This is a genomic window from Streptomyces sp. NPDC003016, from assembly GCF_053591455.1.
In genome coordinates, this window is the sequence record NZ_JBSFTV010000033.1 from 13,644 (window position 1) to 37,571 (window position 23,928).

Annotated in this window: 24 protein-coding genes and 1 pseudogene; 15 read left to right on the top strand and 10 right to left on the bottom strand. The window is 72.8% G+C overall.

Annotated elements, in window-relative coordinates; all coding sequences use genetic code 11:
- Positions 1 to 17: 17 nt before the first annotated feature.
- The 7 genes from ACWDZ4_RS25820 to ACWDZ4_RS25850 all read left to right on the top strand — a co-directional run bounded on the left by ACWDZ4_RS25820 (position 18) and on the right by ACWDZ4_RS25850 (position 5,313).
- Complete coding sequence (locus tag ACWDZ4_RS25820) at positions 18 to 851, top strand: helix-turn-helix domain-containing protein (RefSeq protein ID WP_451510770.1); 834 nt, start codon at positions 18 to 20, stop codon at positions 849 to 851.
- Between the two features lie 131 nt (positions 852 to 982).
- Positions 983 to 2,476, top strand: coding sequence for a 30S ribosomal protein S12 methylthiotransferase RimO (gene rimO / locus ACWDZ4_RS25825; protein ID WP_451510771.1), 1,494 nt, complete (start codon positions 983 to 985; stop codon positions 2,474 to 2,476).
- The gene (pgsA, locus tag ACWDZ4_RS25830) at positions 2,473 to 3,126 is read left to right on the top strand and encodes a CDP-diacylglycerol--glycerol-3-phosphate 3-phosphatidyltransferase (protein ID WP_451510772.1); all 654 of its coding nucleotides are present in this window, start codon (positions 2,473 to 2,475) and stop codon (positions 3,124 to 3,126) included. The genes rimO and pgsA overlap by 4 nt, the downstream gene beginning before the upstream one ends.
- A 71-nt stretch (positions 3,127 to 3,197) precedes the next feature.
- Positions 3,198 to 3,716, top strand: a complete 519-nt coding sequence (locus tag ACWDZ4_RS25835; protein ID WP_451510773.1) for a CinA family protein — start codon at positions 3,198 to 3,200, stop codon at positions 3,714 to 3,716.
- Positions 3,717 to 3,825: 109 nt separating this feature from the next.
- Entirely contained in the window at positions 3,826 to 4,206 is a 381-nt protein-coding gene (locus ACWDZ4_RS25840; RefSeq protein WP_093798702.1) for a helix-turn-helix domain-containing protein, read from the top strand.
- 173 nt (positions 4,207 to 4,379) lie between these two features.
- Positions 4,380 to 4,850 carry a Dps family protein gene (locus tag ACWDZ4_RS25845; protein WP_451510774.1) on the top strand — a complete coding sequence of 157 codons (471 nt, stop codon included), beginning with the start codon at positions 4,380 to 4,382 and terminating at the stop codon, positions 4,848 to 4,850.
- A gap of 130 nt (positions 4,851 to 4,980) precedes the next feature.
- Positions 4,981 to 5,313 carry a hypothetical protein gene (locus tag ACWDZ4_RS25850; RefSeq protein ID WP_451510775.1) on the top strand — a complete coding sequence of 111 codons (333 nt, stop codon included), beginning with the start codon at positions 4,981 to 4,983 and terminating at the stop codon, positions 5,311 to 5,313.
- A 149-nt stretch (positions 5,314 to 5,462) separates the two neighbouring features.
- Here ACWDZ4_RS25850 and ACWDZ4_RS25855 read toward each other — a convergent pair whose 3' ends face one another.
- Complete coding sequence (locus tag ACWDZ4_RS25855; protein ID WP_451510776.1) at positions 5,463 to 6,257, bottom strand: Fpg/Nei family DNA glycosylase; 795 nt, start codon at positions 6,255 to 6,257, stop codon at positions 5,463 to 5,465.
- Positions 6,258 to 6,313: 56 nt separating this feature from the next.
- Positions 6,314 to 10,951: an ATP-dependent helicase gene (locus tag ACWDZ4_RS25860; protein ID WP_451510777.1), complete on the bottom strand. Its 4,638-nt coding sequence runs from the start codon at positions 10,949 to 10,951 to the stop codon at positions 6,314 to 6,316.
- A 91-nt stretch (positions 10,952 to 11,042) separates the two neighbouring features.
- Here ACWDZ4_RS25860 and ACWDZ4_RS25865 point away from each other — a divergent pair, with 91 nt between their 5' ends.
- From ACWDZ4_RS25865 to ACWDZ4_RS25875, 3 genes are read left to right on the top strand one after another with little or no spacing between them, the layout of a single operon-like run.
- A complete protein-coding gene (locus tag ACWDZ4_RS25865; RefSeq protein WP_451510778.1) occupies positions 11,043 to 12,011 on the top strand; it encodes an AraC family ligand binding domain-containing protein in 969 nt (322 codons plus the stop codon).
- Between the two features lie 10 nt (positions 12,012 to 12,021).
- Positions 12,022 to 12,762, top strand: coding sequence for an AzlC family ABC transporter permease (locus ACWDZ4_RS25870; RefSeq protein WP_451510779.1), 741 nt, complete (start codon positions 12,022 to 12,024; stop codon positions 12,760 to 12,762).
- Complete coding sequence (locus ACWDZ4_RS25875) at positions 12,759 to 13,067, top strand: AzlD domain-containing protein (protein ID WP_451510780.1); 309 nt, start codon at positions 12,759 to 12,761, stop codon at positions 13,065 to 13,067. The genes ACWDZ4_RS25870 and ACWDZ4_RS25875 overlap by 4 nt, the downstream gene beginning before the upstream one ends.
- Positions 13,068 to 13,388: 321 nt before the next feature.
- Here the strand turns inward: ACWDZ4_RS25875 and ACWDZ4_RS25880 are convergent, their stop codons facing one another.
- On the bottom strand, positions 13,389 to 13,529 hold the full coding sequence (locus ACWDZ4_RS25880; protein ID WP_451510781.1) for a hypothetical protein: 141 nt from the start codon (positions 13,527 to 13,529) through the stop codon (positions 13,389 to 13,391).
- A gap of 769 nt (positions 13,530 to 14,298) precedes the next feature.
- A complete protein-coding gene (locus tag ACWDZ4_RS25885; RefSeq protein WP_451510782.1) occupies positions 14,299 to 15,213 on the bottom strand; it encodes a hypothetical protein in 915 nt (304 codons plus the stop codon).
- Between the two features lie 79 nt (positions 15,214 to 15,292).
- Between ACWDZ4_RS25885 and ACWDZ4_RS25890 the strand changes: the two genes are divergently transcribed.
- Positions 15,293 to 15,487 (top strand): DUF3046 domain-containing protein, encoded by a 195-nt coding sequence (locus ACWDZ4_RS25890; protein ID WP_344490608.1) that lies wholly within the window; start codon positions 15,293 to 15,295, stop codon positions 15,485 to 15,487.
- A gap of 162 nt (positions 15,488 to 15,649) precedes the next feature.
- A complete protein-coding gene (locus ACWDZ4_RS25895) occupies positions 15,650 to 16,828 on the top strand; it encodes an AI-2E family transporter (RefSeq protein WP_451510832.1) in 1,179 nt (392 codons plus the stop codon).
- 325 nt (positions 16,829 to 17,153) lie between these two features.
- Here ACWDZ4_RS25895 and ACWDZ4_RS25900 read toward each other — a convergent pair.
- Both ACWDZ4_RS25900 and ACWDZ4_RS25905 read right to left on the bottom strand, forming a co-directional pair.
- Positions 17,154 to 17,273: pseudogene (locus ACWDZ4_RS25900) on the bottom strand (histidine kinase); the annotation flags it as partial.
- Positions 17,257 to 17,679 (bottom strand): hypothetical protein, encoded by a 423-nt coding sequence (locus ACWDZ4_RS25905; protein WP_451510783.1) that lies wholly within the window; start codon positions 17,677 to 17,679, stop codon positions 17,257 to 17,259. The gene ACWDZ4_RS25905 and the pseudogene ACWDZ4_RS25900, both read right to left, overlap by 17 nt.
- Positions 17,680 to 17,886: 207 nt before the next feature.
- Here ACWDZ4_RS25905 and recA point away from each other — a divergent pair, with 207 nt between their 5' ends.
- The 3 genes from recA to ACWDZ4_RS25920 all read left to right on the top strand — a co-directional run bounded on the left by recA (position 17,887) and on the right by ACWDZ4_RS25920 (position 20,973).
- Positions 17,887 to 19,023, top strand: coding sequence for a recombinase RecA (gene recA / locus ACWDZ4_RS25910; protein WP_451510784.1), 1,137 nt, complete (start codon positions 17,887 to 17,889; stop codon positions 19,021 to 19,023).
- Between the two features lie 3 nt (positions 19,024 to 19,026).
- Positions 19,027 to 19,632, top strand: a complete 606-nt coding sequence (gene recX / locus ACWDZ4_RS25915; protein ID WP_451510785.1) for a recombination regulator RecX — start codon at positions 19,027 to 19,029, stop codon at positions 19,630 to 19,632.
- Between the two features lie 273 nt (positions 19,633 to 19,905).
- Positions 19,906 to 20,973 carry a hypothetical protein gene (locus tag ACWDZ4_RS25920; RefSeq protein WP_451510833.1) on the top strand — a complete coding sequence of 356 codons (1,068 nt, stop codon included), beginning with the start codon at positions 19,906 to 19,908 and terminating at the stop codon, positions 20,971 to 20,973.
- Positions 20,974 to 21,029: 56 nt separating this feature from the next.
- Here ACWDZ4_RS25920 and ACWDZ4_RS25925 read toward each other — a convergent pair whose 3' ends face one another.
- The 4 genes from ACWDZ4_RS25925 to ACWDZ4_RS25940 all read right to left on the bottom strand — a co-directional run bounded on the left by ACWDZ4_RS25925 (position 21,030) and on the right by ACWDZ4_RS25940 (position 23,881).
- Entirely contained in the window at positions 21,030 to 21,419 is a 390-nt protein-coding gene (locus tag ACWDZ4_RS25925; RefSeq protein WP_451510786.1) for a rhodanese-like domain-containing protein, read from the bottom strand.
- Positions 21,416 to 21,967, bottom strand: coding sequence for a cysteine dioxygenase (locus ACWDZ4_RS25930; protein WP_451510787.1), 552 nt, complete (start codon positions 21,965 to 21,967; stop codon positions 21,416 to 21,418). The genes ACWDZ4_RS25925 and ACWDZ4_RS25930 overlap by 4 nt, the downstream gene beginning before the upstream one ends.
- A 79-nt stretch (positions 21,968 to 22,046) precedes the next feature.
- Positions 22,047 to 22,154, bottom strand: a complete 108-nt coding sequence (locus ACWDZ4_RS25935) for a putative leader peptide (RefSeq protein WP_451510788.1) — start codon at positions 22,152 to 22,154, stop codon at positions 22,047 to 22,049.
- 11 nt (positions 22,155 to 22,165) lie between these two features.
- Positions 22,166 to 23,881, bottom strand: a complete 1,716-nt coding sequence (locus ACWDZ4_RS25940) for an FAD-dependent monooxygenase (protein WP_451510789.1) — start codon at positions 23,879 to 23,881, stop codon at positions 22,166 to 22,168.
- Positions 23,882 to 23,928 lie beyond the last annotated feature (47 nt).

A 23,928-nucleotide genomic window follows, 5' to 3' on the forward strand; every position in this document is an offset into this window, starting at 1 on the left:
GCTCGAAAGGCGCCCCCGTGTCCATCGGCAAATCCCCCGAAGACGACCGGCCTTCGATCGAAGACGACCGGCCCTTGATCGGACGCGCACTCCAGCAGGCCCGTGTGGCCGCAGGCCTGACGGTCGACGAAGTCAGTGGCTCGACCCGGGTGCGCATCCCCATCGTGCACGCGATCGAGCAGGACGACTTCAGCCGCTGCGGCGGCGACGTGTACGCACGCGGGCACATCCGCACGCTCGCCCGCGCCGTCGGTCTCGATCCCGATGCCCTGGTCGCGCAGTACGACGCCGCGCACGGCGGGCGTCCCGCGCCCACGCCCGCAGCACCGCTCTTCGAGGCGGAACGGATCCGACCCGAGTCGCGCCGCCCCAACTGGACCGCGGCGATGGTCGCCGCCATCGTCGCCGTCGTCGGCTTCGTCGGTTTCACGCTCTTCAACGGCAACGACGGCAGCGGCGGCTCGGTGGACGTCGCCGAAGGCTCCAAGCCCGCCCCCGAGAAGCCGGCCGGCAAGCCCACCCCGACCAAGCCCGCCGACCCCAAGCCCGACCCGTCGGACAGCGCCATCGCGGCGGTCCCGCCCGACCAGGTGACGGTCGCCCTCACCGCCAAGGAGGGCAAGAGCTGGATCTCGGCGAAGGACCACAACGGCAGGCTGCTCTTTGACGGTCTCCTGCTCCAGGGCGAGTCCAAGACCTTCACGGACAAGGAGAAGATCGACCTCGTGCTCGGTGACGCCGGGGCGATGCAGCTGTTCGTGAACGGCAAGGAGGTCGGGAACAAGTTCGAGGCGGGGCAGGTCCAGCGGCTGACCTACACGAGGGGCGACCCGGGGGTCGGCGTCGGCTGACCGCAGGCCGGGCAGGGACAGGGGCAGAGACAGGGGCAGGACGGCCGGGGCCGGGGCCCGGAATTCCGGGCCCCGGCCCCGGCGAACCCTCGGGGCGGGGGCGCGCGCCGGGACAAAGTAGTCTTGAGTCCATGCCCGAACGCCGCACCGTCGCCCTTGTCACTCTCGGCTGCGCCCGTAATGAGGTGGACTCGGAGGAGCTGGCAGGCCGCTTGGCAGCGGACGGCTGGCACCTCGTCGAGGACGCCTCGGACGCGGATGTCGCCGTCGTCAACACCTGTGGATTCGTCGAAGCCGCCAAGAAGGACTCCGTCGACGCCCTGCTGGAAGCCAACGATCTGAAGGACCACGGCAGGACCCAGGCCGTCGTCGCCGTGGGCTGCATGGCCGAGCGGTACGGCAAGGAGCTGGCGGAGGCACTGCCCGAGGCCGACGGGGTGCTCGGATTCGACGACTACGCCGACATCTCCGACCGCCTCCAGACCATCCTCAACGGCGGCATCCACGCCTCCCACACCCCGCGCGACCGGCGCAAGCTGCTGCCCATCAGCCCCGCCGAGCGCCAGGACGCCCCCGAGGTGGCCCTGCCCGGGCACGCGCAGGACACGTCTCCCGAGGACCTGCCCGACGGCCTCGCGCCGGCCTCGGGGCCGCGTGCGCCGCTGCGGCAGCGTCTCGGGAAGAGCCCTGTCGCGTCCGTGAAGCTCGCGTCCGGGTGCGACCGCAGGTGTTCCTTCTGCGCCATTCCGTCGTTCCGCGGATCGTTCATTTCGCGCCGCCCCTCGGACGTACTGGGAGAGACGCGCTGGCTGGCCGAGCAGGGCGTCAAGGAGGTCATGCTGGTCTCCGAGAACAACACGTCGTACGGCAAGGACCTCGGCGACATCCGGCTCCTGGAGACCCTGCTGCCGGAGCTGGCGGAGGTCGACGGCATCGAGCGGGTACGGGTCAGTTACCTGCAGCCCGCGGAGATGCGGCCCGGCCTGATCGACGTACTGACGTCCACGCCGAAGATCGCGCCGTACTTCGACCTGTCCTTCCAGCACTCGGCGGCCGGTGTGCTGCGCTCGATGCGGCGCTTCGGTGACACCGACCGCTTCCTGGAACTGCTGGAGACGATCCGCAGCAAGGCGCCGCAGGCCGGTGTGCGGTCCAACTTCATCGTCGGGTTCCCCGGCGAGAGCGAGACGGACCTCGGCGAGCTGGAGCGCTTCCTCACGGGCGCGCGACTGGACGCGATCGGCGTCTTCGGGTACTCCGACGAGGAGGGCACCGAGGCGGTCACGTACGAGAACAAGCTGGACGCCGACGTCATCGCCGAACGTCTTGAGCACATCTCGCGCCTCGCCGACGAGCTGACCGCCCAGCGGGCCGAGGAGCGGCTCGGCGAGACGGTCGAGGTGCTGGTCGAGTCGGTCGACGGCGAGGACGGCGCGGTGGGCCGGGCGGCGCACCAGGCGCCCGAGACGGACGGTCAGGTGCTCTTCACGACGGGTCAGGGGCTTGCGGTCGGCCGTATGGTCATGGCGAAGGTGGTCGCCGCCGAAGGCGTGGACCTGGTGGCGGAACCCTACGGCCTTCTGGGAGGCGACTCCCAGACCCCCGACGAGGAGGCAGGCAGATGACCGGAGTCCCGGCATCCGCCGCGGGCGGAACCGGCGCGAAGCCGGCGCCCGGCGGCAAGCTGGGCGCTGCGGCCGTCAATCAGGCCAGCCTGTGGAACATCGCGAACATCCTGACCATGATGCGGCTGGTGCTCGTGCCCGGCTTCGTGATGCTGATGCTCCAGGACGGCGGGTACGACCCGGCCTGGCGCGCGTGGGCGTGGGCGGCCTTCGCCGTCGCGATGATCACCGACATCTTCGACGGGCACCTGGCCCGTACGTACAACCTGGTCACCGACTTCGGGAAGATCGCCGACCCGATCGCCGACAAGGCGATCATGGGCGCGGCGCTGATCTGTCTGTCGGCGCTCGGGGATCTGCCGTGGTGGGTGACGGGCGTCATTCTCTTCCGGGAGCTGGGCATCACGGTGCTGCGCTTCTGGGTGATCAGGCATGGGGTCATTCCGGCCAGCCGCGGCGGCAAGATGAAGACGCTGATGCAGGGCGTGGCGGTCGGGATGTACGTGCTGGCGCTGACCGGGCCGCTCGCGACGCTGCGGTTCTGGGTGATGGCGGCGGCGGTCGTGCTGACAGTGGTGACCGGGCTCGACTACGTGCGCCAGGCCGTGGTGCTGCGGCGGGCCGGGATCGCGGCGGCGGTGTCCCGGTGACGGGGGGTTTTGTCGAGGGCGCGGCTGGGGCGGTGGATGATGCTGCGGCTGGTGAAGCCGGTGGGGCCGGTGTGAGCGTTGGGGCTGCCGCGGCCGAGGTGCTGGAGCTGCTGGCCGGGCGGGGCGAGACGCTCGCCGTAGCCGAATCGCTCACCGGTGGCCTGGTGGCGGCCGAGCTGACGTCCGTACCCGGCGCTTCGCGGGTCTTCCGCGGGTCCGTCACGGCGTACTCCACGGAGCTGAAGCGGGACGTCCTCGGGGTCGACGCGGCTCTTCTGGAGCAGCGCGGAGCCGTGGATCCTGAGGTCGCGCGGCAGATGGCGGCCGGGGTGCGGCAGATGCTCGGAGCGGGCTGGGGGATCGCGACCACGGGTGTCGCGGGGCCCGAGGGGCAGGACGGGAAGCCCGTCGGAACGGTCTTCGTGGCGGTCGCGGGGCCGGACGGCGCCCGGAAAGTCGCCCCGTTGAGGTTGAACGGGGACCGGGCGGTAATCCGTAGGGAGAGCGTACGGAGCGCGTTGACCCTGCTCTCCGGCGAGCTGAAGGAAAATGCGCGGGCACAGGATACGGAACAGAACGGGGGGAATTGATGTTTGCAGCCCTGAGTGAACACGACATCGCTCCCCGCACGGCCGCAGCGCAAGGCGGTACGGTGGGGCGTGAAGGATGCGGCTACGCGGTCCGAGGAGGGAGCCACCGATGATTCTGCTCCGTCGCCTGCTTGGTGACGTGCTGCGTCGGCAGCGCCAACGCCAGGGCCGTACTCTGCGCGAAGTCTCCTCGTCCGCCCGAGTCTCACTCGGCTATCTATCCGAGGTGGAGCGGGGGCAGAAGGAGGCTTCCTCCGAACTGCTCTCCGCTATTTGCGACGCGCTTGACGTACGGATGTCCGAGCTCATGCGCGAAGTGAGTGATGAGTTGTCGCTGGCCGAGCTGGCGGAGTCGGCTGCGAGCGAGCCGGTGCGTCCACCGGTACGCCCGATGCTCAATTCCGTTTCGGTGACGTCAGTGGCAGGTGTGCCACAGGAGCGGGTGACGATCACGGCACCCGCGGAAGCGGTGGATGTGGTCGCCGCCTGAGCGTGGCGCCTGGCTGCGTCGCCTGATCGCGGCCTGAGATGTGCGGACGAGCCCCGGTGGGTCCAAGGACCTCCGGGGCTCTTTCCTGCCCCGAAGTGACCGTTTTGGGGCGTATGTGCCATGGTGGTGAGGATTGCGAAGGGTCGGTTCGTCGGTTCCTGAGGAGGAAACGGATGTCTGTCGTGAAGAGCACCCTGCCCGAGGCGGATCTCAAGGTGGTGGGCGAGGCCCTGCAGGGCGCGCTCGTGGATCTGGTGGATCTCTCACTGGTGGCCAAGCAGGTCCACTGGAACGTGGTGGGGCCGCGATTCCGGTCCGTACATCTGCAGCTCGACGAGGTGGTCGACACGGCGCGGCTGCACTCCGACTCGGTCGCCGAGCGGGCCTCGGCGCTGGGTGTCAATCCGGACGGGCGGTCCGCGAGTGTGGCACGGGCGACGGCGATCCCGGAGGTGCCGTCGGGGTGGATCAAGGATGTCGACGCCGTGCGGATCCTGGTGGGCGCGCTCGGTGTCGTGGTGGGGCGCATGCGGGAGCGGGTCGGGGCGACCGGCGAGCCGGATCCGGTGAGCCAGGACATCATCATCGGGCTGACCGCGGACCTTGAGAAGCACGCGTGGATGTTCCAGGCGGAGACCGCGTAGGGCGCGGGGGCCGTGAGGGTGGTGTCCGGGGCGGGTGGGTGCGCCGGGTGCGCTTCCGGTGCGCCCTCCCGCCGTATGGGGGGACCCGTCTAGCGTCTGGCGCCTGGAGCATCGGTCGGAGGAGGCAGCCATGGGATGGCGAGGCTTCCGGGGACGCGGGGCGCTGCTTGTTCTTCTGCTGGTGTGTGTGCTCGGCGCGGTGTGGTGGTGGGCCGTACTGCGGATCGTGCTGCTGCCGGAGCAGGCGGGGATCGTCGAGGGCGTGGTGGCGGCGGGCGGCTGGGGGCTGAGCCTGCTGCCGGTCCATGTGGTGCCGGCGGCCGCGGCCGGTGTGGAACCGGGGCGTTCGCGGGGGTACGGGGGCATACCGGGGCTGGGCAGGGCTGCCGGGGCGTGGCCGCTCGCGGCGGCCAGGGCATTGCGACGCCGCCGTTCGGGCGGGGGGCCTGGCCCGCCGCCCTGAGGTCTGAGCCCAGAAGCGGGGAGGTGCCCGAGGACGGGCGCGGAGAACCGCGTGCGCGATTCGGATGCGTGGCTTCGGGTGGGTTGCTTCGGGTGTGAGCGTTCGGGTGCGGCGATTTGAGTGCGTCGCGTCGGTCAGGGGCACGCTGGTCAGGGGGCCGGGCCGGACTGGCAGCGGGGGCACCAGTAGGTGGGGCGGAGGCGGCTGCCGTCGCCCTGGTCGGCCTGGCGGACCGGAGTGCCGCAGCGCAGGCAGGGGCGGCCGGAGCGGCCGTACACGTAGAGACGTGCAGTGAGGGCGGGCAGGGTGGTGCGGCGGCGTTCCGGGTGGTCCCGGTTGGCCTCCAGGACGCGCTGGGCGGCGGCGACCAGGCGTTCCGGGGTGGGGAGCGCGCCGACGGGCAGCCAGGGGGTCACGCGGGCGAGGAAGCACAGCTCCGACTTGTAGATGTTGCCGATGCCGGCCAGGTTGCGCTGGTCGAGAAGGGCTTCGCCGAGGGGGCGGGCGGGGTCCGCCAGGAGGCGGCGGAGTGCTTCGCCGGCGTCCCAGTCCGGGCCCAGGAGGTCGGGACCGAGGTGGCCGACGACGCCGGCTTCGTCGCGGGTCCGGATCAACTCGAGCACCGGAAGGCGGTAGCCCACGGCGGTGTGCCCGGCGGTGGCAAGGACGGCGCGGACCTCGTGGGCGGGCCCGCCGCGCCACCGTTCGCCGGGGGTGTAGATCTTCCAGGCGCCGTCCATCCGGAGGTGGGAGTGGAGGGTGAGTCCGCCCTCGACGCGGGTGAGGAGGTGCTTGCCGCGAGGGGTGACGTCCAGGACGGTACGACCGGTCAGATCGGCGGTGGCGAACCGGGGGACGCGGAGGTCGGTGCGGGTGAGGGTGTGTCCGGCGAGGGCGGTGTGCAGACGCTGGGCGGCCTGCCAGACGGAGTCTCCTTCGGGCATGTGTCCATGATGCGGGGTGGGGGGCGGGGTGGGGTGGGCGTGAGGCGGGTGGTGCGTCAGGGGCGGAGACGCAGGCCCCTGGGGGTGGGGTGGAAGCCTGCTGCTTCGAGGGTCCGGCCCAGGGGTGAGGTCAGGGCGGGGGCGCCGTTGGTGCGTTCCACCGTGACCGTGCCCAGGGCGCCCTGCCGGGCTGCCGTCGCCAGGGCTCCGGCCGCCGCGGTGAGACGGGGGTCCGGGGCCGACGGGTCGTTCGGGTCGGTGGGCCAGGCCAGCAGGGTCTTGCCGCCGCGCTCCATGTAGAGGGTCAGCTCGCCGTCGACGAGGACGACCAGGGCTCCGGCTTTGCGGCCGGGTTTGTGGCCCGCGTCGGACGGCGGTTCGGGCCAGGGCAGGGCCGCTCCGTACGCGTTGGCCGGGTCGGCGGCGGCCAGGACCACCGCGCGGTTCAGGGAGCCCGTGTCCGCGCGTTCGCGCGCGGTGGCCGCCGCGCGCAGCCGGTCGACCGCCCCGTCCATCGCGAACTGGGCGGCGCCGAGGCCCTCCACGACGTAACCGCGGCGCGCCTGGCCGCTGTCCTCGAACGCGGCCAGGATGCGGTACGTCGCCGAGAAGCCGCCCTCGACGCCCTCGGCGGCGACTGCACCGCGCGTGACCACGCCGTGCCGGTCGAGCAGCGTACGGGCGAGCGCGTGGGCGCGGTGGGTCGGATCCGGCTCGTGGGCGGGGAGCAGGGACCAGCGGCCGGAGACCGTGGGCGGGCCGGTGCGGGTGGTGGGGCGGGCGGCCGCGCCGAGGGTGCCGTAACGCCCGCGCGGGACCGTGCGTTTGGCGCGGTGGGCGGTGGAGCCCGCCGTACGGCCCGAGCCGAGGAGGGCGCGCAGGGGGGCGAGTGTGTCGTTGGTGAGGCGGCCGGACCAGGCGAGCTCCCAGAGGGCGTCGGCCAGCTGGGGGTCGGTGCAGCCGGGGTGGGTGGTGGCGCGGACCTGGTCGGCGATCTGGCGGAAGAACAGGCCGTACCCGCCGGAGAGGGCGGTGAGGACGGACTCGTGGAGCGCTGTGAGGTCGAGGGGGAGCGGCCGGGGGAGGAGCAGGGGGGCCGCGTCGGCGAGATAGAGGGATACCCAGCCGTCCTTTCCGGGCAGGGCGCCCGATCCGGCCCACAGGACCTCGCCGGTGGTGGTGAGTTCGTCGAGCATGGCGGGCGAGTAGCCCGCTACGCGGGACGGCAGGACGAGCTTCTCGAGCGCGGAGGCGGGAACGGAGGCGCCCTGCACCTGCTCGACGGCGCGCACCAGTCCGTCGATGCCGCGCAGGCTGCTGCTGCCCAGGTGCTGCCACTGGGGAAGGAACGTGGCGAGCGCGGCGGGCGGAACCGGCTCCAGCTCCTGGCGCAGGGCGGCGAGGGACCGGCGTCTCAGGCGACGCAGCACCGTCGCGTCGCACCACTCCTGGCCGATTCCGGCCGGGTGGAACTCGCCCTGTACGACCCGGCCGTCCGCGGCGAGGCGTTGCAGGGCCCCGTCCGTCACCGCCGCGCCCAGTCCGAAGCGTGCGGCGGCCGTGGCTGAGGTGAAGGGACCGTGGGTGCGGGCGAAACGGGCCAGCAGATCACCGAGCGGGTCCTTGACCGGCTCGGTGAACGCCTCCGGTACGCCGACGGGGAGCGCGGTGCCCAGCGCGTCGCGCAGCCGCCCCGCGTCTTCGACGGCCGCCCAGTGGCCTGCCCCCGCGATACGGACGCGGATGGCCCGGCGGGCGGCCGAAAGGTCTTCGGCCCACCCGGGTTCGGCGCCGCGTGCCGCCAGCTCCGGGTCGGTGAGCGGGCCCAGGACCCGCAGTGCGTCGGCGACGCCCTCGATGTCCTTGACACGGCGGTCTTCGGTGAGCCACTGAAGCTCCTGCTCCAACTCGGTCAGGACGCCTGGGTCGAGGAGCTCGCGCAGCTCCGCCTGGCCGAGCAGCTCGGCCAGGAGCCGGGAGTCCAGGGAGAGCGCGGCGGCGCGCCGCTCGGCGAGGGGCGAGTCGCCCTCGTACAGGAACTGGGCGACGTAACCGAAGAGGAGGGAGCGGGCGAAGGGGGACGGCTCGGGGGTGGTGACTTCGACGAGCCGGACGCGGCGGGATTCGATGTCCCCCATGAGCTCGGTGAGGCCCGGCACGTCGAAGACGTCCTGGAGGCACTCCCGCACGGCTTCCAGGACGATCGGGAACGAGCCGAACTCCGAGGCGACCTGGAGCAGCTGGGAGGCGCGCTGGCGCTGCTGCCACAACGGTGTGCGCTTGCCGGGGCTGCGGCGCGGCAGCAGCAGGGCGCGGGCGGCGCACTCGCGGAAGCGGGCGGCGAAGAGCGCGGAGCCGCCGACCTGGTCGGTGACCACCTGGTTGACCTCGCCTTTGTCGAAGACGACGTCCGCGGCGCCCAACGGGGCCTGGTCGCTGTCGAACGCCGTGCTCTGCCGGGACGGTTCGTCGTCGAGGAGGTCGAGGCCCATCAGATCCGCGTCGGGCAGGCGCAGCACGATGCCGTCGTCGGCGTGCATGACCTGGGCGTCCATGCCGTACCGCTCGGTCAGGCGGGTGCCGAGCGCCAGTGCCCAGGGGGCGTGCACCTGGGCGCCGAAAGGGGAGTGGATGACGACGCGCCAGTCGCCCAGCTCGTCACGGAACCGCTCCACGACGATGGTGCGGTCGTCCGGGACATGACCGGCGGCACGGCGCTGCTCGTCGAGGTAGGACAGGACGTTGTCGGCGGCCCAGTCGTCGAGTCCGGCGGCGGCCAGGCGCAGCCGGGCCGCCTCGGGGGTGAGCGCGCCGACCTCACGGAGGAACGCGCCGAGCGCACGGCCCAGTTCGAGGGGGCGGCCCAGCTGGTCGCCCTTCCAGAAGGGCAGCCGGCCCGGGACACCGGGGGCGGGGGAGACCAGCACGCGGTCGCGCGTGATGTCCTCGATGCGCCACGAGGTGGTGCCGAGGGTGAAGACATCGCCCACCCGGGATTCGTAGACCATCTCCTCGTCGAGCTCGCCGACGCGGCCGCCGCCCCTCTTGGGGTCGGCTCCGGCCAGGAAGACGCCGAAGAGACCGCGGTCGGGGATGGTGCCGCCGGAGGTGACGGCGAGGCGCTGCGCGCCGGGGCGGCCCGTGACCGTACCGGCGATGCGGTCCCAGACGACGCGGGGACGGAGTTCGGCGAAGGCGTCGGACGGGTAGCGGCCCGCGAGCATGTCGAGGACCGCCGTGAAGGCGGACTCGGGGAGGGAGGCGAAAGGGGCCGCGCGGCGGACGACGGTGAGCAAATCGTCGGCCTGCCAGGTGTCGAGGGCGACCATGGCGACGAGCTGCTGCGCCAGGACGTCGAGCGGGTTGGCGGGGACGCGCAGGGCCTCGATGGCACCGCTGCGCATCCGCTCGGTGACGACGGCCGACTGGACCAGGTCGCCCCGGTACTTCGGGAAGACGACGCCGGTGGAGACCGCGCCGACCTGGTGCCCCGCGCGGCCGACGCGCTGGAGGCCCGAGGCGACGGACGGCGGTGACTCGACCTGGACGACCAGATCCACCGCCCCCATGTCGATGCCGAGCTCCAGGCTGGAGGTGGCGACGACTGCGGGCAGCCGGCCCGCCTTGAGGTCCTCCTCGACCTGGGCGCGCTGTTCCTTGGAGACCGAGCCGTGGTGGGCGCGGGCGAGCAGGGGCGGAGCGCCCCTGGCGGCGCCGGACTCGGCCATGAGCTCGGCGGGGGAATGGTGCTCCGGCAGAGGTTCACCGGTGGCCCGTTCGTACGCGATCTCGTTGAGCCGGTTGCACAGGCGCTCGGCGAGGCGGCGGGAGTTCACGAAGACGATCGTCGAGCGGTGGGCCTGGACGAGATCGGCGATGCGCTCCTCCACATGGGGCCAGATCGACGGCTTGTCGCCCGCGTCGTCCCCCTCCTTGGCCGGGGCGCCGCCCAGCTCGCCCAGATCTTCCACGGGGACGACCACCGACAGGTCGAACTCCTTGTCCGAGGGCGGCTGGACGATCGCGGCCCGGCGTCGGGGGGAGAGGAAGCGGGCGACCTCGTCCACCGGCCGGACCGTCGCCGACAGGCCGATCCGGCGGGCGGGCCGCGGCAGCAGCTCGTCCAGCCGCTCCAGGGATACGGCGAGATGCGCGCCGCGCTTGGTCCCCGCGACGGCGTGCACCTCGTCCAGGATCACCGTCTCGATGCCGGCCAGGGCGTCACGCGCGGCGGACGTGAGCATCAGGAACAGCGACTCGGGCGTGGTGATGAGGATGTCCGGCGGCTTGGTCGCCAGCGACCGCCGCTCGGCGGCAGGGGTGTCGCCGGAGCGGATGCCGACGCGCACGTCCGGTTCGGCCAGCCCGAGGCGTACGGACTCCTGCCGGATTCCGGTGAGCGGGCTGCGGAGGTTGCGCTCGACGTCGACCGCGAGGGCCTTGAGCGGTGATACGTACAGCACGCGGCAGCGCTGCCTGGGGTCCGCGGGCGGGGGCTTGGACGCCAGGTCGTCGAGGGCGGCGAGAAAGGCGGCCAGGGTTTTTCCGGAGCCGGTCGGGGCCACGACCAGGACGTCGGACCCCTCGGAGATGGCCTGCCAGGCGCCTTCCTGCGCCGCGGTGGGCGCGCTGAAGGCACCCGTGAACCAGCCGCGGGTCGCGGGGGAGAAGGAGTCGAGCGCAGTCCTGGCCATGCCCACCATCGTGCACCCGACCACTGACAACGGGTGTCCAGGACGTGGATATGCAGGTCAGCGGCGTGTGGGAGGGGCGCAGAATGACTTTATGGCGACGGAGGAGCGAAAGGCTTGCGAGGTCCAAGACGCGGAGGAGGCCAGGGAGTCGGGAGAGATCGAGGAGGCGGGGCAGACACGGGAGAGGGGGCGGACCCGGGAGACGGCTGGCCGGAAGGAGGAGTGGGCGCGGCACTGGCACTACCCCGGTGTGCCCGGTCTCGACCTGCTGCGGGCCCGCTATGTGCGCCACTCCTTCTCGCGCCACAGCCATGAGGGGTTCGTCTTCGGGGCGGTCTTCCGCGGGGTCGAGGACGTGGTCATGCCGCAGGGCACGATCAAGGCCCGTCCCGGCACCGTCGTCATGATCAACTCGGAGGTGCCGCACTCCGCCCGCGCCGGTGTGCCCGAGGGCTGGTCGTACGCCACCTTGTACCCCTCGGCGCAGGTGGTCGCCGGCATCGCCGACGAGACGACGAGCCTGCGGGGAACGGCTGGTTTCGCGGAGACCGTCGTCGAGGACGCCGACACCGCGCGGCTCATCCGCGCGGTCCACCGGGCGGCCGAGGAGGGCAACGCGCTCGCCGCCGACAGCGTGCTCCGTATCGCGGTGGCCAGGCTGCTGCGCCGCCACGGCCAGAGCCTTCCCGCACGCGCGCCGAACGCGGCCGGCGCCCGCACGGCGGCCCTCGCGAAGAGCCTCCTGGAGGAGCGCATGGCCGAGCCGCCCTCCCTGGAACAGCTGGCGCACGAACTCGGGACCGGTCCGTTCGCGCTCCTGCGCGCGTTCAAATCGGCGTACGGCATGCCGCCGCACACCTGGCTCACCAACGCGCGCGTGCGCACCGCCCGGCGGCTCCTGGAGGCCGGGACGGCGCCCGGGGAGGCCGCCGCCACGGTCGGGTTCAGCGACCAGCCGCATCTGAACCGCCACTTCACCCGGATCGTCGGGGTGCCGCCCGGTGCCTACCAGCGGGAGCGCGCAAGAACGTACAAGACCGGCCCCGGCCGCCCGTCGTAGTGTTCCGGGCGTGGCAGAAGAGACAGCATCCTCAGCGATACGTACAGAACCACCCGCGGCCAAACCGGACAACGCCGTTGTCCGTGACGCGCTCGGCGTGGGCGTCGCCGTCGGACTCTCCGGTTTCGCCTTCGGCGTGACCTCCGCGGGGTCGGGCCTCAGCCTCCTCCAGACGTGCGCGCTCAGCCTCCTCGTGTTCACCGGAGCCTCGCAGTTCGCGCTCGTCGGGGCGCTCGCGGCGGGCGGCAATCCGTTCACCGCCGCCGCGGGGGCCTTCTTCCTGGGCGTACGCAATGCCTTCTACGGGCTGCGGCTGTCCCAGCTGCTGGCGCTCCCGCGTTCCGTACGTCCCTTCGCCGCGCACTGGGTGATCGACGAGACGACGGCGGTGACGCTCGCGCAGCCCTCGCGTCGCAGCGCCCGGCTCGGCTTCACTGTCACGGGACTGACCCTGTACGTCCTGTGGAACCTCACCACCCTGATCGGGGCGCTGGGCGCGGAGGCCATCAGCGACACCGGCGCGTGGGGCCTGGACGCCGCGGGCCCCGCCGTCTTCCTCGCGCTGCTGGCGCCCATGATCCGTACCGGCATGGAGCGGGCCGTCGCGGGACTCGCGGTGCTTCTGGCCCTCGGGTTCCTGCCGGTGCTGCCGGCGGGGGTGCCGGTGCTCGTGGCCGCGCTCGCCGCGCCCGCCGTGCTCTGCGTCCGGGGCCGCAGGGCACGCCGTACCGCGAAGGAGGCGGGGCGATGAGCGTCTGGATCGCGATCGGCGCCACCGCCGTCGGCTGCTACCTCGTCAAACTGCTCGGCCTGCTGGTGCCGGCAGGGGCCCTGGAGCGCCCGCTGGTGAAGCGTCTGGCCGCTCTCCTGCCGGTGGCCCTGCTCGCCGCGCTCACCGCCCAGCAGACCTTCGGCACCGGTCAGCAACTGATGCTGGACGCGAGGGGCGCCGGGCTCGCGGCGGCGGCGCTCGCGCTTGTGCTGCGCGCCCCCTTCCTCGTCGTGGTCGGGGTCGCGGTGGCCGTCACGGCGGGTGTACGGGCGGTCGCCGGCTGACACCCGGCGCTGTACGGCACCTCGCCAAGAGCGCGGGCGCCGGCCTGGACAGCGCTCTGGAAGGCCCGCGGCCGACGAACCCAGGGCCAACGAGCTGGCCCGGCGCATGGCCCGCGACTCCTTCGAGGAGTTTCCCGGGTACGCCGAGCTTCCGAACGACGTCAAGGACCTGGAGGTCGCCGCGACCGCCCGTCACGGCGTGCGTCTGTTCCCGCGCAGCGTCACGGAACCGCGCCTCGGTCCCGACGGCCACCGGCTGTTCCGCGAGCGCGCCGCCCAGCGCGCCGAGGAGGGCGTGCCGCTGCGTCTCCTGCTGCGCAGTCACGCCCTCGGGACGTACGCGTCCTGCGGCAGGCGATGCGGGAAGCCGCCGGGCCCGGTGACGAAGCGGCCCTCGTCGAGCTCGGGGCCCTGCTGCTCCGGTCCCGTCACGGCACCGTCGGAGCCGTCACCGAGACCCACCTCGACGAACGCTCCGCGCTCGACGCGGAAGAGCGCGAGGAACGCCGTTCCCTGGTGCGGGGCCTGCTCGACGGCGTACTTCCGCCCGGCCGTGTGGTCCTCGGCGGACTCCGGCTCGAAGGACCCGCACCGGTGCTCGCCACCGACCTGGCGCCGGCCGCCCCGAGAGCCCGGTGGCGACGCGCCGCCGCAGACATCGCGTACAGACCGTCCGGGACCGGGCCTTCGGTACGGAGGTCCTGGCCCTCCTCGACGCCGATTCCGGAGGCGCCGTCGTACCGCTCGACTGCGAGCCGCCCGAGGACCTCGCGCACCTCGCCGGCACGGCGTGCGGCACCGAGGTGCGGATCGCCGCCGTCGCGGCCGCAGGACCGGGGCGCGTGCCGGAAGCGGTCCGTACCGCCACCCGGATCCTGCGCGCCACGCGCGCGTGCGGCCTGCCGCCCGGGCCCGGGGTGCACAGGCTCGACGACGTACTGCTCGGAGCGCTGCCCGGATTCCATCCCTCGCGCCGCAGCGAGAGCAGCCACAAGATCGCCGCACTGCTCGACCCGGTCGAGGACCGCCCGGAACTCCTCGACGCCCTCCGCACGTTCCTCGGGCAGCGGCAGGACCGCCGTGCCACCGCGGCCGTGCTCGGCCTGCACCCCGGCACCGTCGACAACCGGCTCGCGAAGACCGCCGCGCGGACCGGCATCGACCTGGCCTCCTCGCGCGGCATCGCCCCGCCCTCGCCGCCCTGCTGCTGCGGGACGCCGCCTCGCCGGGGTCAGCCGACGGCGCGTCCGTACGCCCGTAGCGTCAGCAGCGCGTCGATCGTCACGATCGGGCGCGACTCCAGCACGGCCCCCGGCGCCCACTCCCGCCAGCGGACCGGCCACCCCCCGTCCTCCCGCTGCTCGGCCGCGAGGAAGTCCAACGAGCGGCTCATCTCCTCGTCGGTGAACCAGCCCCGGGCGAGCGATCCCGGTGTACGGGCGTAGTCGTACGGGAAGTGGTGCTCGCCCGGGGCGTACCCCGCCGCGACCGGCTGCTCCCCGGCCCGCGCCGGATCCAGTACCACGAGCCGCCGATCGCGCACGAGACGGCCGAGCCGGTCCGCGGCGGCCCCGGCCCGCGTCCGGTCGGGCACGCCGTCCAGGAAGGCGACCGCGGCCTGGATCTCGTAGGGGTGGGTCTCTTCCAGCGCCTCGATCGCGGCCCAGCAGAAATCGGTGGCCCTGAAGAGCCACGCGTGCCACACCTCGTTGCGGTGCAGCAGCCCCACCACGGGACCCGTCGCGAGCAGATCGCCCGGAGGATCGTCGACGACCGGGACGAACGGCGCGGCCGGATAACCGCGCAGCGAAGGATGCACGGCGGGCAGCGCCCCCTCCCTCGTCGACACCCCGGACAGATAGCGGCACATCCGCTCCACCCGGGGGCCCTCGCACCGGCCGATGGAGTCCAGGACACGCAGCGCGTGAGCGGTGTGCAACGGCTGGCTCACGGGACCGCGCAGATCGGGTTCCAGGGCATGGCCGTAACCGCCGTCCTCGCCCTGGTACGGGGCGAGCGCCGTTTCGACCGCATCGGCGCCGCCGCCCAGGAAGTGGTGGGCGAACCGCCGCTGTTCGAGCACACGGGCCGTCAGCCAGGCGAAGTGCTCGGCGCGCGCGAGGGGAGATGCTCCGGATCCAGCCATGGAACGACCGTAGGGCGGAAAGCGCTGTCGGCAAGCTCTCCGGACAGGGCTGCACTCTCAGGGGCGCGATACTGGAGTCATGCGGTTGACGATTTTCTGGGAGCGGATGGCGGACCACTTCGGCGAGGCGTACGCCGATTCGTTCGCCCGCGACCACGTGATGGCCGAGCTCGGCGGCCGTACGGTGCACCAGGCGCTGGCGGCCGGATGGGACGCGAAGACCGTCTGGCGCGGTGTCTGCGCCGCGATGGACGTCCCCCCGGACAAGCGCTGAGGGCAGGGGGAGCGACGGAGTGTCACAGGCATGGGCCAGACTGGGCCCGTGGCACCCACTGACGAGCCCGCCGGGCACGAAGACCCGCTGACCGCACCACCGCCCGCACCCGCACCATCGCCACCGCCCGCGCCCTCCGGAGCGGACAGCGGTCCGGCCCGCATGCCCCGGTGGCTGCCGCGCGCCATGGTGCTCGCGCTCGCCCTCTACGCCTGCTTCCAGCTCGGCGACTGGGCGTTCCACCAGCTCGTCGGGTTGCTGATCAACATCCTGATCGCCTTCTTCGTGGCGCTCGCGATCGAGCCCGCCGTCGGCCGGATGGCGGCCCACGGCATGCGCCGCGGCCTCGCCACCTTCCTGGTCTTCATGGCAGTGCTCGCCGTCGGCATCGGCTTCGTCGTGCTGCTCGGCTCGATACTGGCCGGCCAGATCGTCGAGATGGTCGAGGACTTCCCCAAGTACCTCGACCAGGTGATCAACTGGATCAACCAGACCTTCCGCACGGAGCTCTCCCGGGTCGAGGTCCAGGACAGCCTCCTGAACTCCGACTGGCTGCGGAGGTACGTGCAGAACAGCGCTACCGGCGTCCTGGACGTGTCGGCGACCGTGCTCGGCGGGCTGTTCCAGTTCCTGACGATCTTCCTGTTCTCCTTCTACTTCGCGGCCGACGGACCACGGCTGCGCCGCGCCCTGTGCTCCGTACTGCCGCCGGCCCGCCAGACCGAGGTGCTGCGCGCCTGGGAGATCGCCGTCGACAAGACCGGCGGCTACATCTACTCGCGCGGTCTGATGGCGCTCATCTCCGGGGTCGCGCACTACATCCTGCTGTGGATCCTCGACGTGCCGTACGCGCCCGCGCTCGCGGTGTGGGTCGGACTGGTGTCACAGTTCATCCCGACGATCGGTACGTACCTGGCGGGCGCGCTGCCGATGCTGATCGCCTTCACCGTCAACCCCTGGTACGCCCTGTGGGTGCTCGGATTCGTCGTCGTCTACCAGCAGTTCGAGAACTACGTCCTGCAGCCCAAGCTGACCGCGAAGACCGTCGCCATCCACCCGGCGGTCGCCTTCGGCTCGGTCGTCGCCGGCACGGCGCTGATGGGGGCCGTCGGCGCGCTGATCGCGATTCCGGCGATCGCGACACTGCAGGCGTTCCTGGGCGCGTATGTGAAGCGGTACGCCGTGACGGACGACCCGCGCGTGCACGGCGGGCACCAGCGGCGCCGGGGCACCTCGGCTCTCGTGCGCCTGCGGCGGACACTGCACCAGGAGTCCCGCGAAGGGGCCCGGGAACAGCCCCGCAAGGGCCAGGCGCCGCCGTCCTCGGACGACGACGCCTGACCGCCGCTCCGGGGCCCCGTCCCGGTCCCGGTGGTCCCGGTTCCGTTCGCGCAGGAGCCGTCGGTGCTGTGTAGCGGCGCTCCAGCCGCACCCGTGGCAGCGCCCTGCGCAGCCGGGCCGGCAGCCACCACGCGCGACGCCCGAGCACGCGGCCCGCGCGCGGGCCGTCAGTTCCCCGATCCGCTCGATGCCGGCGGTCGGCGCGACCGGCGCGCCCTCGCCGCCGGCTCCGCCCTCCCCGCCGTCGACCTGGCGCAGTACGCCGAGTGTGGCGCAGCTCGCGCAGCGCGTCCTTGCTGCTGTTCCTGACCGCCTCCAGGGCGGGCACCAGCTCCTCGGGACCGCGCGGCCGCTCGGAGTGGCGGTGCAGGGCGGCGCCCGCCTGGACGTGGATCAGCGAGATGTGGTGTCCGAGGGCGTCGTGCAGTTCACGGGCGATGCGCAGCCGTTCCGCCGGTGGCGGACTGCCGTGCCCGTACGTCCTTCTCGCGCTCGGCGGCGCGGATCCGCTGCTCGACCTCGCGGAGGTAGGCGCGGTGCGTACGGTGCGCCTGGCCGATCGCGATGACGCCGACGAACCAGCCGGCCATCAGGAAGGTCGCGGGATCGTCGACGTGCCGCTCGCCCCGGGTCACCGCCTGCTCGACGTACACCGTGGACAGCAGGGTGACGACGGCGAGAGTGACGCCGGCGGCGAGGTGCCCCTGGGCGGCGACGGTGAGCGCCCAGCCGAGCAGGAGGCGGCCCGGCGACTCGAACGCGTCCCGGTCACGCACCAGGGTGACGACGACGGTGACCAGGGCGACACCGGCCGCGACGCCGAGCGGCACGGTGTGCTGGGGGAGGGCCATGACCCGAGGGATGGGCGGGCAGAGGGCCCCGGGACGGTCGGCGTGGTGTGCTTGACACTGAAATCGAACATCCATTCTCATGGGATCCGGGCCGTGAAGCTGCAAGGGCTGCCCACGGTTATCCACAGGTCAGGACGGCGTCGGGACGCGTTGTCAGTGGCAGGAGATAGCGTCTTTGACGTGAAGCGATCGACACAAGCAAATCGGGTGGAACCCATGGCAGGCACCGACCGCGAGAAGGCGCTCGACGCCGCGCTCGCACAGATTGAACGGCAATTCGGCAAGGGCGCGGTGATGCGTCTCGGCGACCGGCCGAACGACCCCATCGAAGTGATCTCCACCGGCTCGACCGCGCTGGACATCGCGCTCGGCGTCGGCGGGCTGCCGCGCGGCCGTGTGGTGGAGGTGTACGGACCGGAATCCTCCGGTAAGACGACGCTGACGCTGCACGCCGTGGCCAACGCGCAGAAGGCCGGCGGCACCGTCGCCTTCGTGGACGCCGAGCACGCGCTCGACCCCGAATACGCCAAGGCGCTCGGCGTCGACACGGACAACCTGATCCTCTCCCAGCCGGACACCGGCGAGCAGGCGCTCGAGATCGTGGACATGCTGGTCCGCTCGGGTGCCATCGACCTCATCGTCATCGACTCCGTCGCGGCCCTGGTGCCGCGAGCGGAGATCGAGGGTGAGATGGGCGACTCGCACGTCGGTCTCCAGGCCCGGCTGATGAGCCAGGCGCTGCGCAAGATCACGGGTGCGCTGCACCAGTCCGGGACCACGGCGATCTTCATCAACCAGCTCCGCGAGAAGATCGGTGTGATGTTCGGCTCGCCGGAGACCACGACCGGTGGCCGGGCGCTGAAGTTCTACGCCTCGGTACGGCTCGACATCCGCCGCATCGAGACCCTCAAGGACGGCACGGACGCGGTCGGCAACCGCACCCGCGTCAAGGTCGTCAAGAACAAGGTCGCGCCGCCGTTCAAGCAGGCGGAGTTCGACATCCTCTACGGGCAGGGCATCAGCCGCGAGGGCGGTCTGATCGACATGGGTGTCGAGCACGGCTTCGTCCGCAAGGCGGGTGCCTGGTACACGTACGAGGGCGACCAGCTCGGCCAGGGCAAGGAGAACGCCCGTAACTTCCTGAAGGACAACCCCGATCTCGCCGACGAGATCGAGAAGAAGATCAAGGAAAAGCTGGGCGTCGGCGTCAAGCCGGTGGTTCCGGGGGCAGAGCCCGGCGCGGACGCGGCTGTCGGCACCCCGGCCGCGGCCGACGGTGCGAAGCCGGTAGCGGCTCCGGCGGCCAAGGCCAAGACGGCCAAGCCCGCGGCAGCCAAGAGCTAGACCGTGACCCGGAGGACGGACTGGCCGGGAAGCGCAAGCGAAGGTATGGACGCCGAGGACAGCGGCAGCCCCGACCCGCCGAGGGCCGACAAGGGGTTGCCGCCCCAGGATCCCGGTGAGCAGGCGCGGGCCATCTGCCTGCGGCTGCTCACCGGGACCGCGCGCACCCGCAAACAGCTCGCGGACGCGCTCCACAAGCGGGGCATCCCGGACGAGGTGTCGGACGAGGTGCTGTCCCGTTTCGAGGAGGTCGGTCTCATCGACGACGCGGCCTTCGCGGACGCCTGGGTGGAGTCCCGCCACCACGGCCGGGGCCTCGCCCGGCGGGCGCTCGCGCGGGAGCTGCGGAACAAGGGCGTGGACCCCACTCTGATCGACGACGCGGTGGGGCAGCTCGACTCCGACCAGGAGGAGGAGAGGGCCCGCGAGCTCGTGGCCCGCAAACTCCGCTCGACCCGGGGCCTGGAGCGCGACCGCCGACTGCGCCGCCTCGCCGGCATGCTGGCCCGTAAGGGCTACCCCGAGGGCATGGCCCTGCGGGTGGTCAGACGCGCCCTGGAGGAAGAAGGCGAGGCCACGGACGACGACCTGGGCTACGACCCGCTCTAGACCGGGCGGCACACCGTGACGGGCCGGCCCGGACCGGGCGCCTCCGGGCACCGGCTCCGCGGCCCCGCGGGTAGGGGCAACCCCTGGTCGAAGACGCAGGTCCGCTCCAGTGCACCCCCATGTGCGCACAGGAGAGCAGGAGAGTGTGTGGGCATGGCGCAGGACCCCGGCGGTACCGAGATCGACGATCTCGCCGCCCTCAAGGCACTGGCGCAGCCGCGCCGCCGGTAGATCCTTCAGCACCTCTCCCTCCAGGGCCCCGCCACCTCGGCGATCCTCGCCCGCGCCCTCGGCCTGAACACCGGCGCCACCAGCTACCACCTCCGTGAGCTCGCCAGGTACGGCTTCGTCGAGGAGACCGGGAGGGAGAGCACGCGCCGCGAACGCCGGTGGCGGGCGGTGCCCGTGGACCGGCGTTTTCCCCGCCGCACCCGCCGGACCCCCGAAACGCGCCTCGTCATGGACGAGTTGCCCCCCATGCGTACGCCGCCGGCCTCGGACTCTTCGAGCAGGCCCAGCGCGACAGCGCGGACACGGACCTCGGGTGGTTTGGAGCGCGCCGTCAGTGTCTTCCCGGTGTTCGCGGCAGCCGGCGCGACACTGTTCGGTGCCTGGGCCGCTGCCCGGATCTCCGGCCGCCGGATCACCCGCATCCGTCCCGCCCAAGCCATGACGGAGGCGGCGGTCGAGAGCGCCGGGTCCGCCCGGGGCCGTGCTGTCGCCGGCCTCGCACCGCTCGCCGGCGGGGCCGCCATGATCGCCGGTCCTGAGCACCCTGCGCACCGGGCCCGCGTCGCCTCCCGTGACGTTCCTGGCCGTCGTGGTGCCGGCAGGCGCGGTCTCCCGGCTGGGCCCTGTCCTCGTACGGGCAGCGGGCGTGCTCCTCGCGGGACCGCTCCGCCCGGCCGGGCCCGGGGGCGGCCTCGCCCTCGCCCACGTGCGCGGCAAGGCCACCCGGAGGGCCGCGGCGGTCACCCCGATCGCCCTCCTCACCGGCATGACCTGCACTGTCCTCTTCGTCCAGCCGACCCTCGGCGCCGCGGCCCGCGAGCAGGCCCGCGAGGGAACCCGAGCCACCTGGGTGATCGCCTCCCGGGGCCCGGCGTCCCCACGGCCGCCACCGATCCGGTCCGCCGCACCGAGGCCGTCACGGCAGCCACCGAGATCGTCAGGACGACGGTCCGCGTCGGCCTCGCCAAGTACACCCCGCAGGGGGTCACCTCTGCGGGGCTCGCCCGCACCTGGGGCCCGGACGTCACCAGCGGCACGCCGGCCCGCTTCGGCAACGACAGTGTGGCCGGCAGCGAACACAGCCGGGCAGTGAACACAGCAACGCGGTAAGGGGCGTCCCCCAGGAAGGGCGCCCCTTACCGCGCTCTCCTCACGTTGCGGCCTCCTCACGTGGCGACGGGCAGCCCCGCCGCGCGCCACGCCTGGAACCCGCCGACGAGGTCCGTCGCCCGGTGCAGCCCCAACTGCCGCAGCGAGGCGGCCGCCAGACTCGACGCGTACCCCTCGTTGCAGATCACCACCACCCGCAGATCATGGCCGGTGGCCTCCGGAGCCCGGTGGCTGCCCTGCGGATCGAGCCGCCACTCCAGTTCGTTGCGCTCGACGACCAGCGCCCCGGGAATCAGCCCGTCCCGCTCGCGCAGCGCGGCGTACCGGATGTCCACCAGCAGCGCACCGGCCGCGGCGGCGTCGTACGCCTCCTGCGGCCCGACCCGGTCGAGCCCTTCGCGCACCCGCTCCAGCAGTTCGTCGATGCCGGTACGTCCGCTGCTCACTGCCACTCCTCAGGGCGCTCGACCTGCTCCAGACGCAACACCGCTCCCGTACGGCTGTAGCGCCGCATCATCGGCAGCGGCGGGTAGTACGCGTGCACCGAGACGGCGTGCTCGTCCACCGACTCGTTCAGCACCTGGTGCACATGGTGTGCGCCGAAGGCCCGTCCGCGACCTGCCGTCAGCCGCCGCTCCCGGTCGATCCCGTCGGCGAGTTCGAGCGTTTTCCAGCCCTCCGTCGGGATGCGGGCCGCGAGCGACTCCTCCCGCAGCGTGCCCGCCGCGGTGGCGAAGGCGCCGTATGAGCCGCCGTGGTCGTGCCAGCCGGTGCCGGTGCCGGGCGGCCAGCCGATCAGCCAGGCCTCGCTGCCCCCGGGCCCGTCGAGCCGTACCCAGGTACGGCCTTCGGGATCGAGCGGAAGGGAAGCCACCAGGGAAGCGTCGGCGGCGGTACGGCGCACGAATGCGAGCAGTTCCGAGGAAGAGGGCGAAGACGCCGTGTTCCGGGGAACGCTTTCGGGCGCGCCTGAGGAACGTACGGAAAGAGACACGGGGACCGTCCTGAAGAAGTTCGCGGGAACGCGCGGCCGGAACCACAGCACGGCACAGCGCGAGGAGAGAAGGGGCGAATCAGCAGGACGGAGAACACACGCAGCCCGCGTAGCGGACGAGGTCCATATGGACCCTCCGCCACAGGCGCACGTCGGTGTCGGTCACGTTCCGGAGTAGACCACGCACACCGGTGACGGTCAATTGATGTCCGCGGTCCGGTCGGTCCGGTCGGCCTGACCGGCCTGACCGGTCCGGCTGGCGTGCGTGGTCTTCTCGGAGCCGGAGCGCCCGGACTTCCCGGGACCCTCGGCCTCCCCGGAACGCTGCGGCCCCGGCCCGGCCTGCGACGCCGCCGGTGCGCCCCCGCGCGCCGCGTCCGCGGCCGCGTACAGCTCCGCGGGCCGCACTCCGTGGAACGCCGCGACCAGATGCCCGTCGGGCCGTACCAGCAGCACGGTGTGCGCGGTCGCCCCCAGATAGCTTTCCGCGACCAGCAGCTCCGCGCGTACCGGCAGAGCCGTCACGGCCGCGGCCAGCCGGGGCATCAGCCCCGCGGTCATCCAGTGCCGCCGGTCCCACACACCCGTCCCCGGCGCGACCAGCACCACCAGCTGCCGTCCGCGCCCCAGCCGGTCCCGCAGCCGCACCGTGGTGCCGTCGGGCGCGGTCGCCCGTACGTCCGCCACCGGCCCGCCCAGGGGCGTACCGACGAGCGTCTGCGCCTCGGTGTGCAGGGGCGTGAGCGGGGAGTGCGTGTACTCGGGCGGCGCTCCCAGTGCCCCGCGCCCCAGGTGCCCGTCCGTGAGCAGGGTCTCGTGCCCGCGCGCGGTACCGGAAAGGTACGTCCGCAGCCCGCTGCCCCGCAGTATCGGCAGCGCCTGGTCGGCGGCGCGCAGGCGCGCGGCGACCGCGGTGCGCCGCTCGGCCTGGTAGCTGTCGAGCAGTGTCTCCGAGGCCCCCAGGTGCCAGGCCTGTGCCAGCTTCCAGGCCAGGTTGTCGATGTCCCGCAGCCCCTCGTCGAGGCCCTGCGTACCGAGCGCGCCGAGCAGATGGGCGGAGTCCCCGGCGAGGAACGCCCGCCCCACCCGCCACCTGCGGGCCAGCCGGTGGTGGACGGTGTACACGCCGGTGTCGATGAGTTCGTACGGAGGTGTCTCGCCGCACCAGCCGCCCAGCGTGTCCCGGACCCGCGCCAGCAGGGCCTCGGGAGTGACGAGCTCACCGCGCGGCGGCAGCAGCCAGTCGAGCCGCCACACACCGCCGGGCAGCGGACGGGCGGTCACTTCCTGCCCGCCGGTCCGCCACGGCGGCATGCGGTGCAGCAACGCCTCGTTGGGCCAGGGCAGTTCCGTACGCAGCGCGGCGACGGCATGCCGCTCGACCGACGTACGTCCCGGGAAGCGGATGTCGAGGAGCTTGCGCACCGTCGACCTCGCTCCGTCGCAGCCGACCAGGAAGCTGCCGCGCCACGAGGTGGACCCGGGCTCGCGTGTGTGCGCGGTGACACCGCCGCCGTCCTGCTCGATGGTGTCGAGACGTCCGTGCGGCACGGTGCGCACCAGTTCGTGCGCCGTGACGGCGTCCCGCAGCCCGCGCGTCAGGTCGTGCTGGGGCAGGTGCACCGGGGAGGACGGACCGCCGCCGTCGTCGCCGAAAACGATCTGCCTGACCTCCTGATGGCGCCGCAGGGACCGCCATCCGGCCCAGCGCGCCCCGTCGTCACGGACCGTGGCGCAGCCGAGCCGTTCGAGCAGCTCCGCGGTGTCCGGCCGCAGGACGGCCGTACGGGCCGTGCGGGGCTCGTCCTTGCCCGCCCCCTCGTCGAGCACGACGGAGGGCACGCCCTGGCCTGCGAGAGCCAGGGAGAGGGCCAGCCCGACCGGACCGGCCCCCACGACGATCACCGGGTCCACGGCGCGTCCCCTCCAGTCCGTACGGACATGCGGGAAGCGGCAGGTGG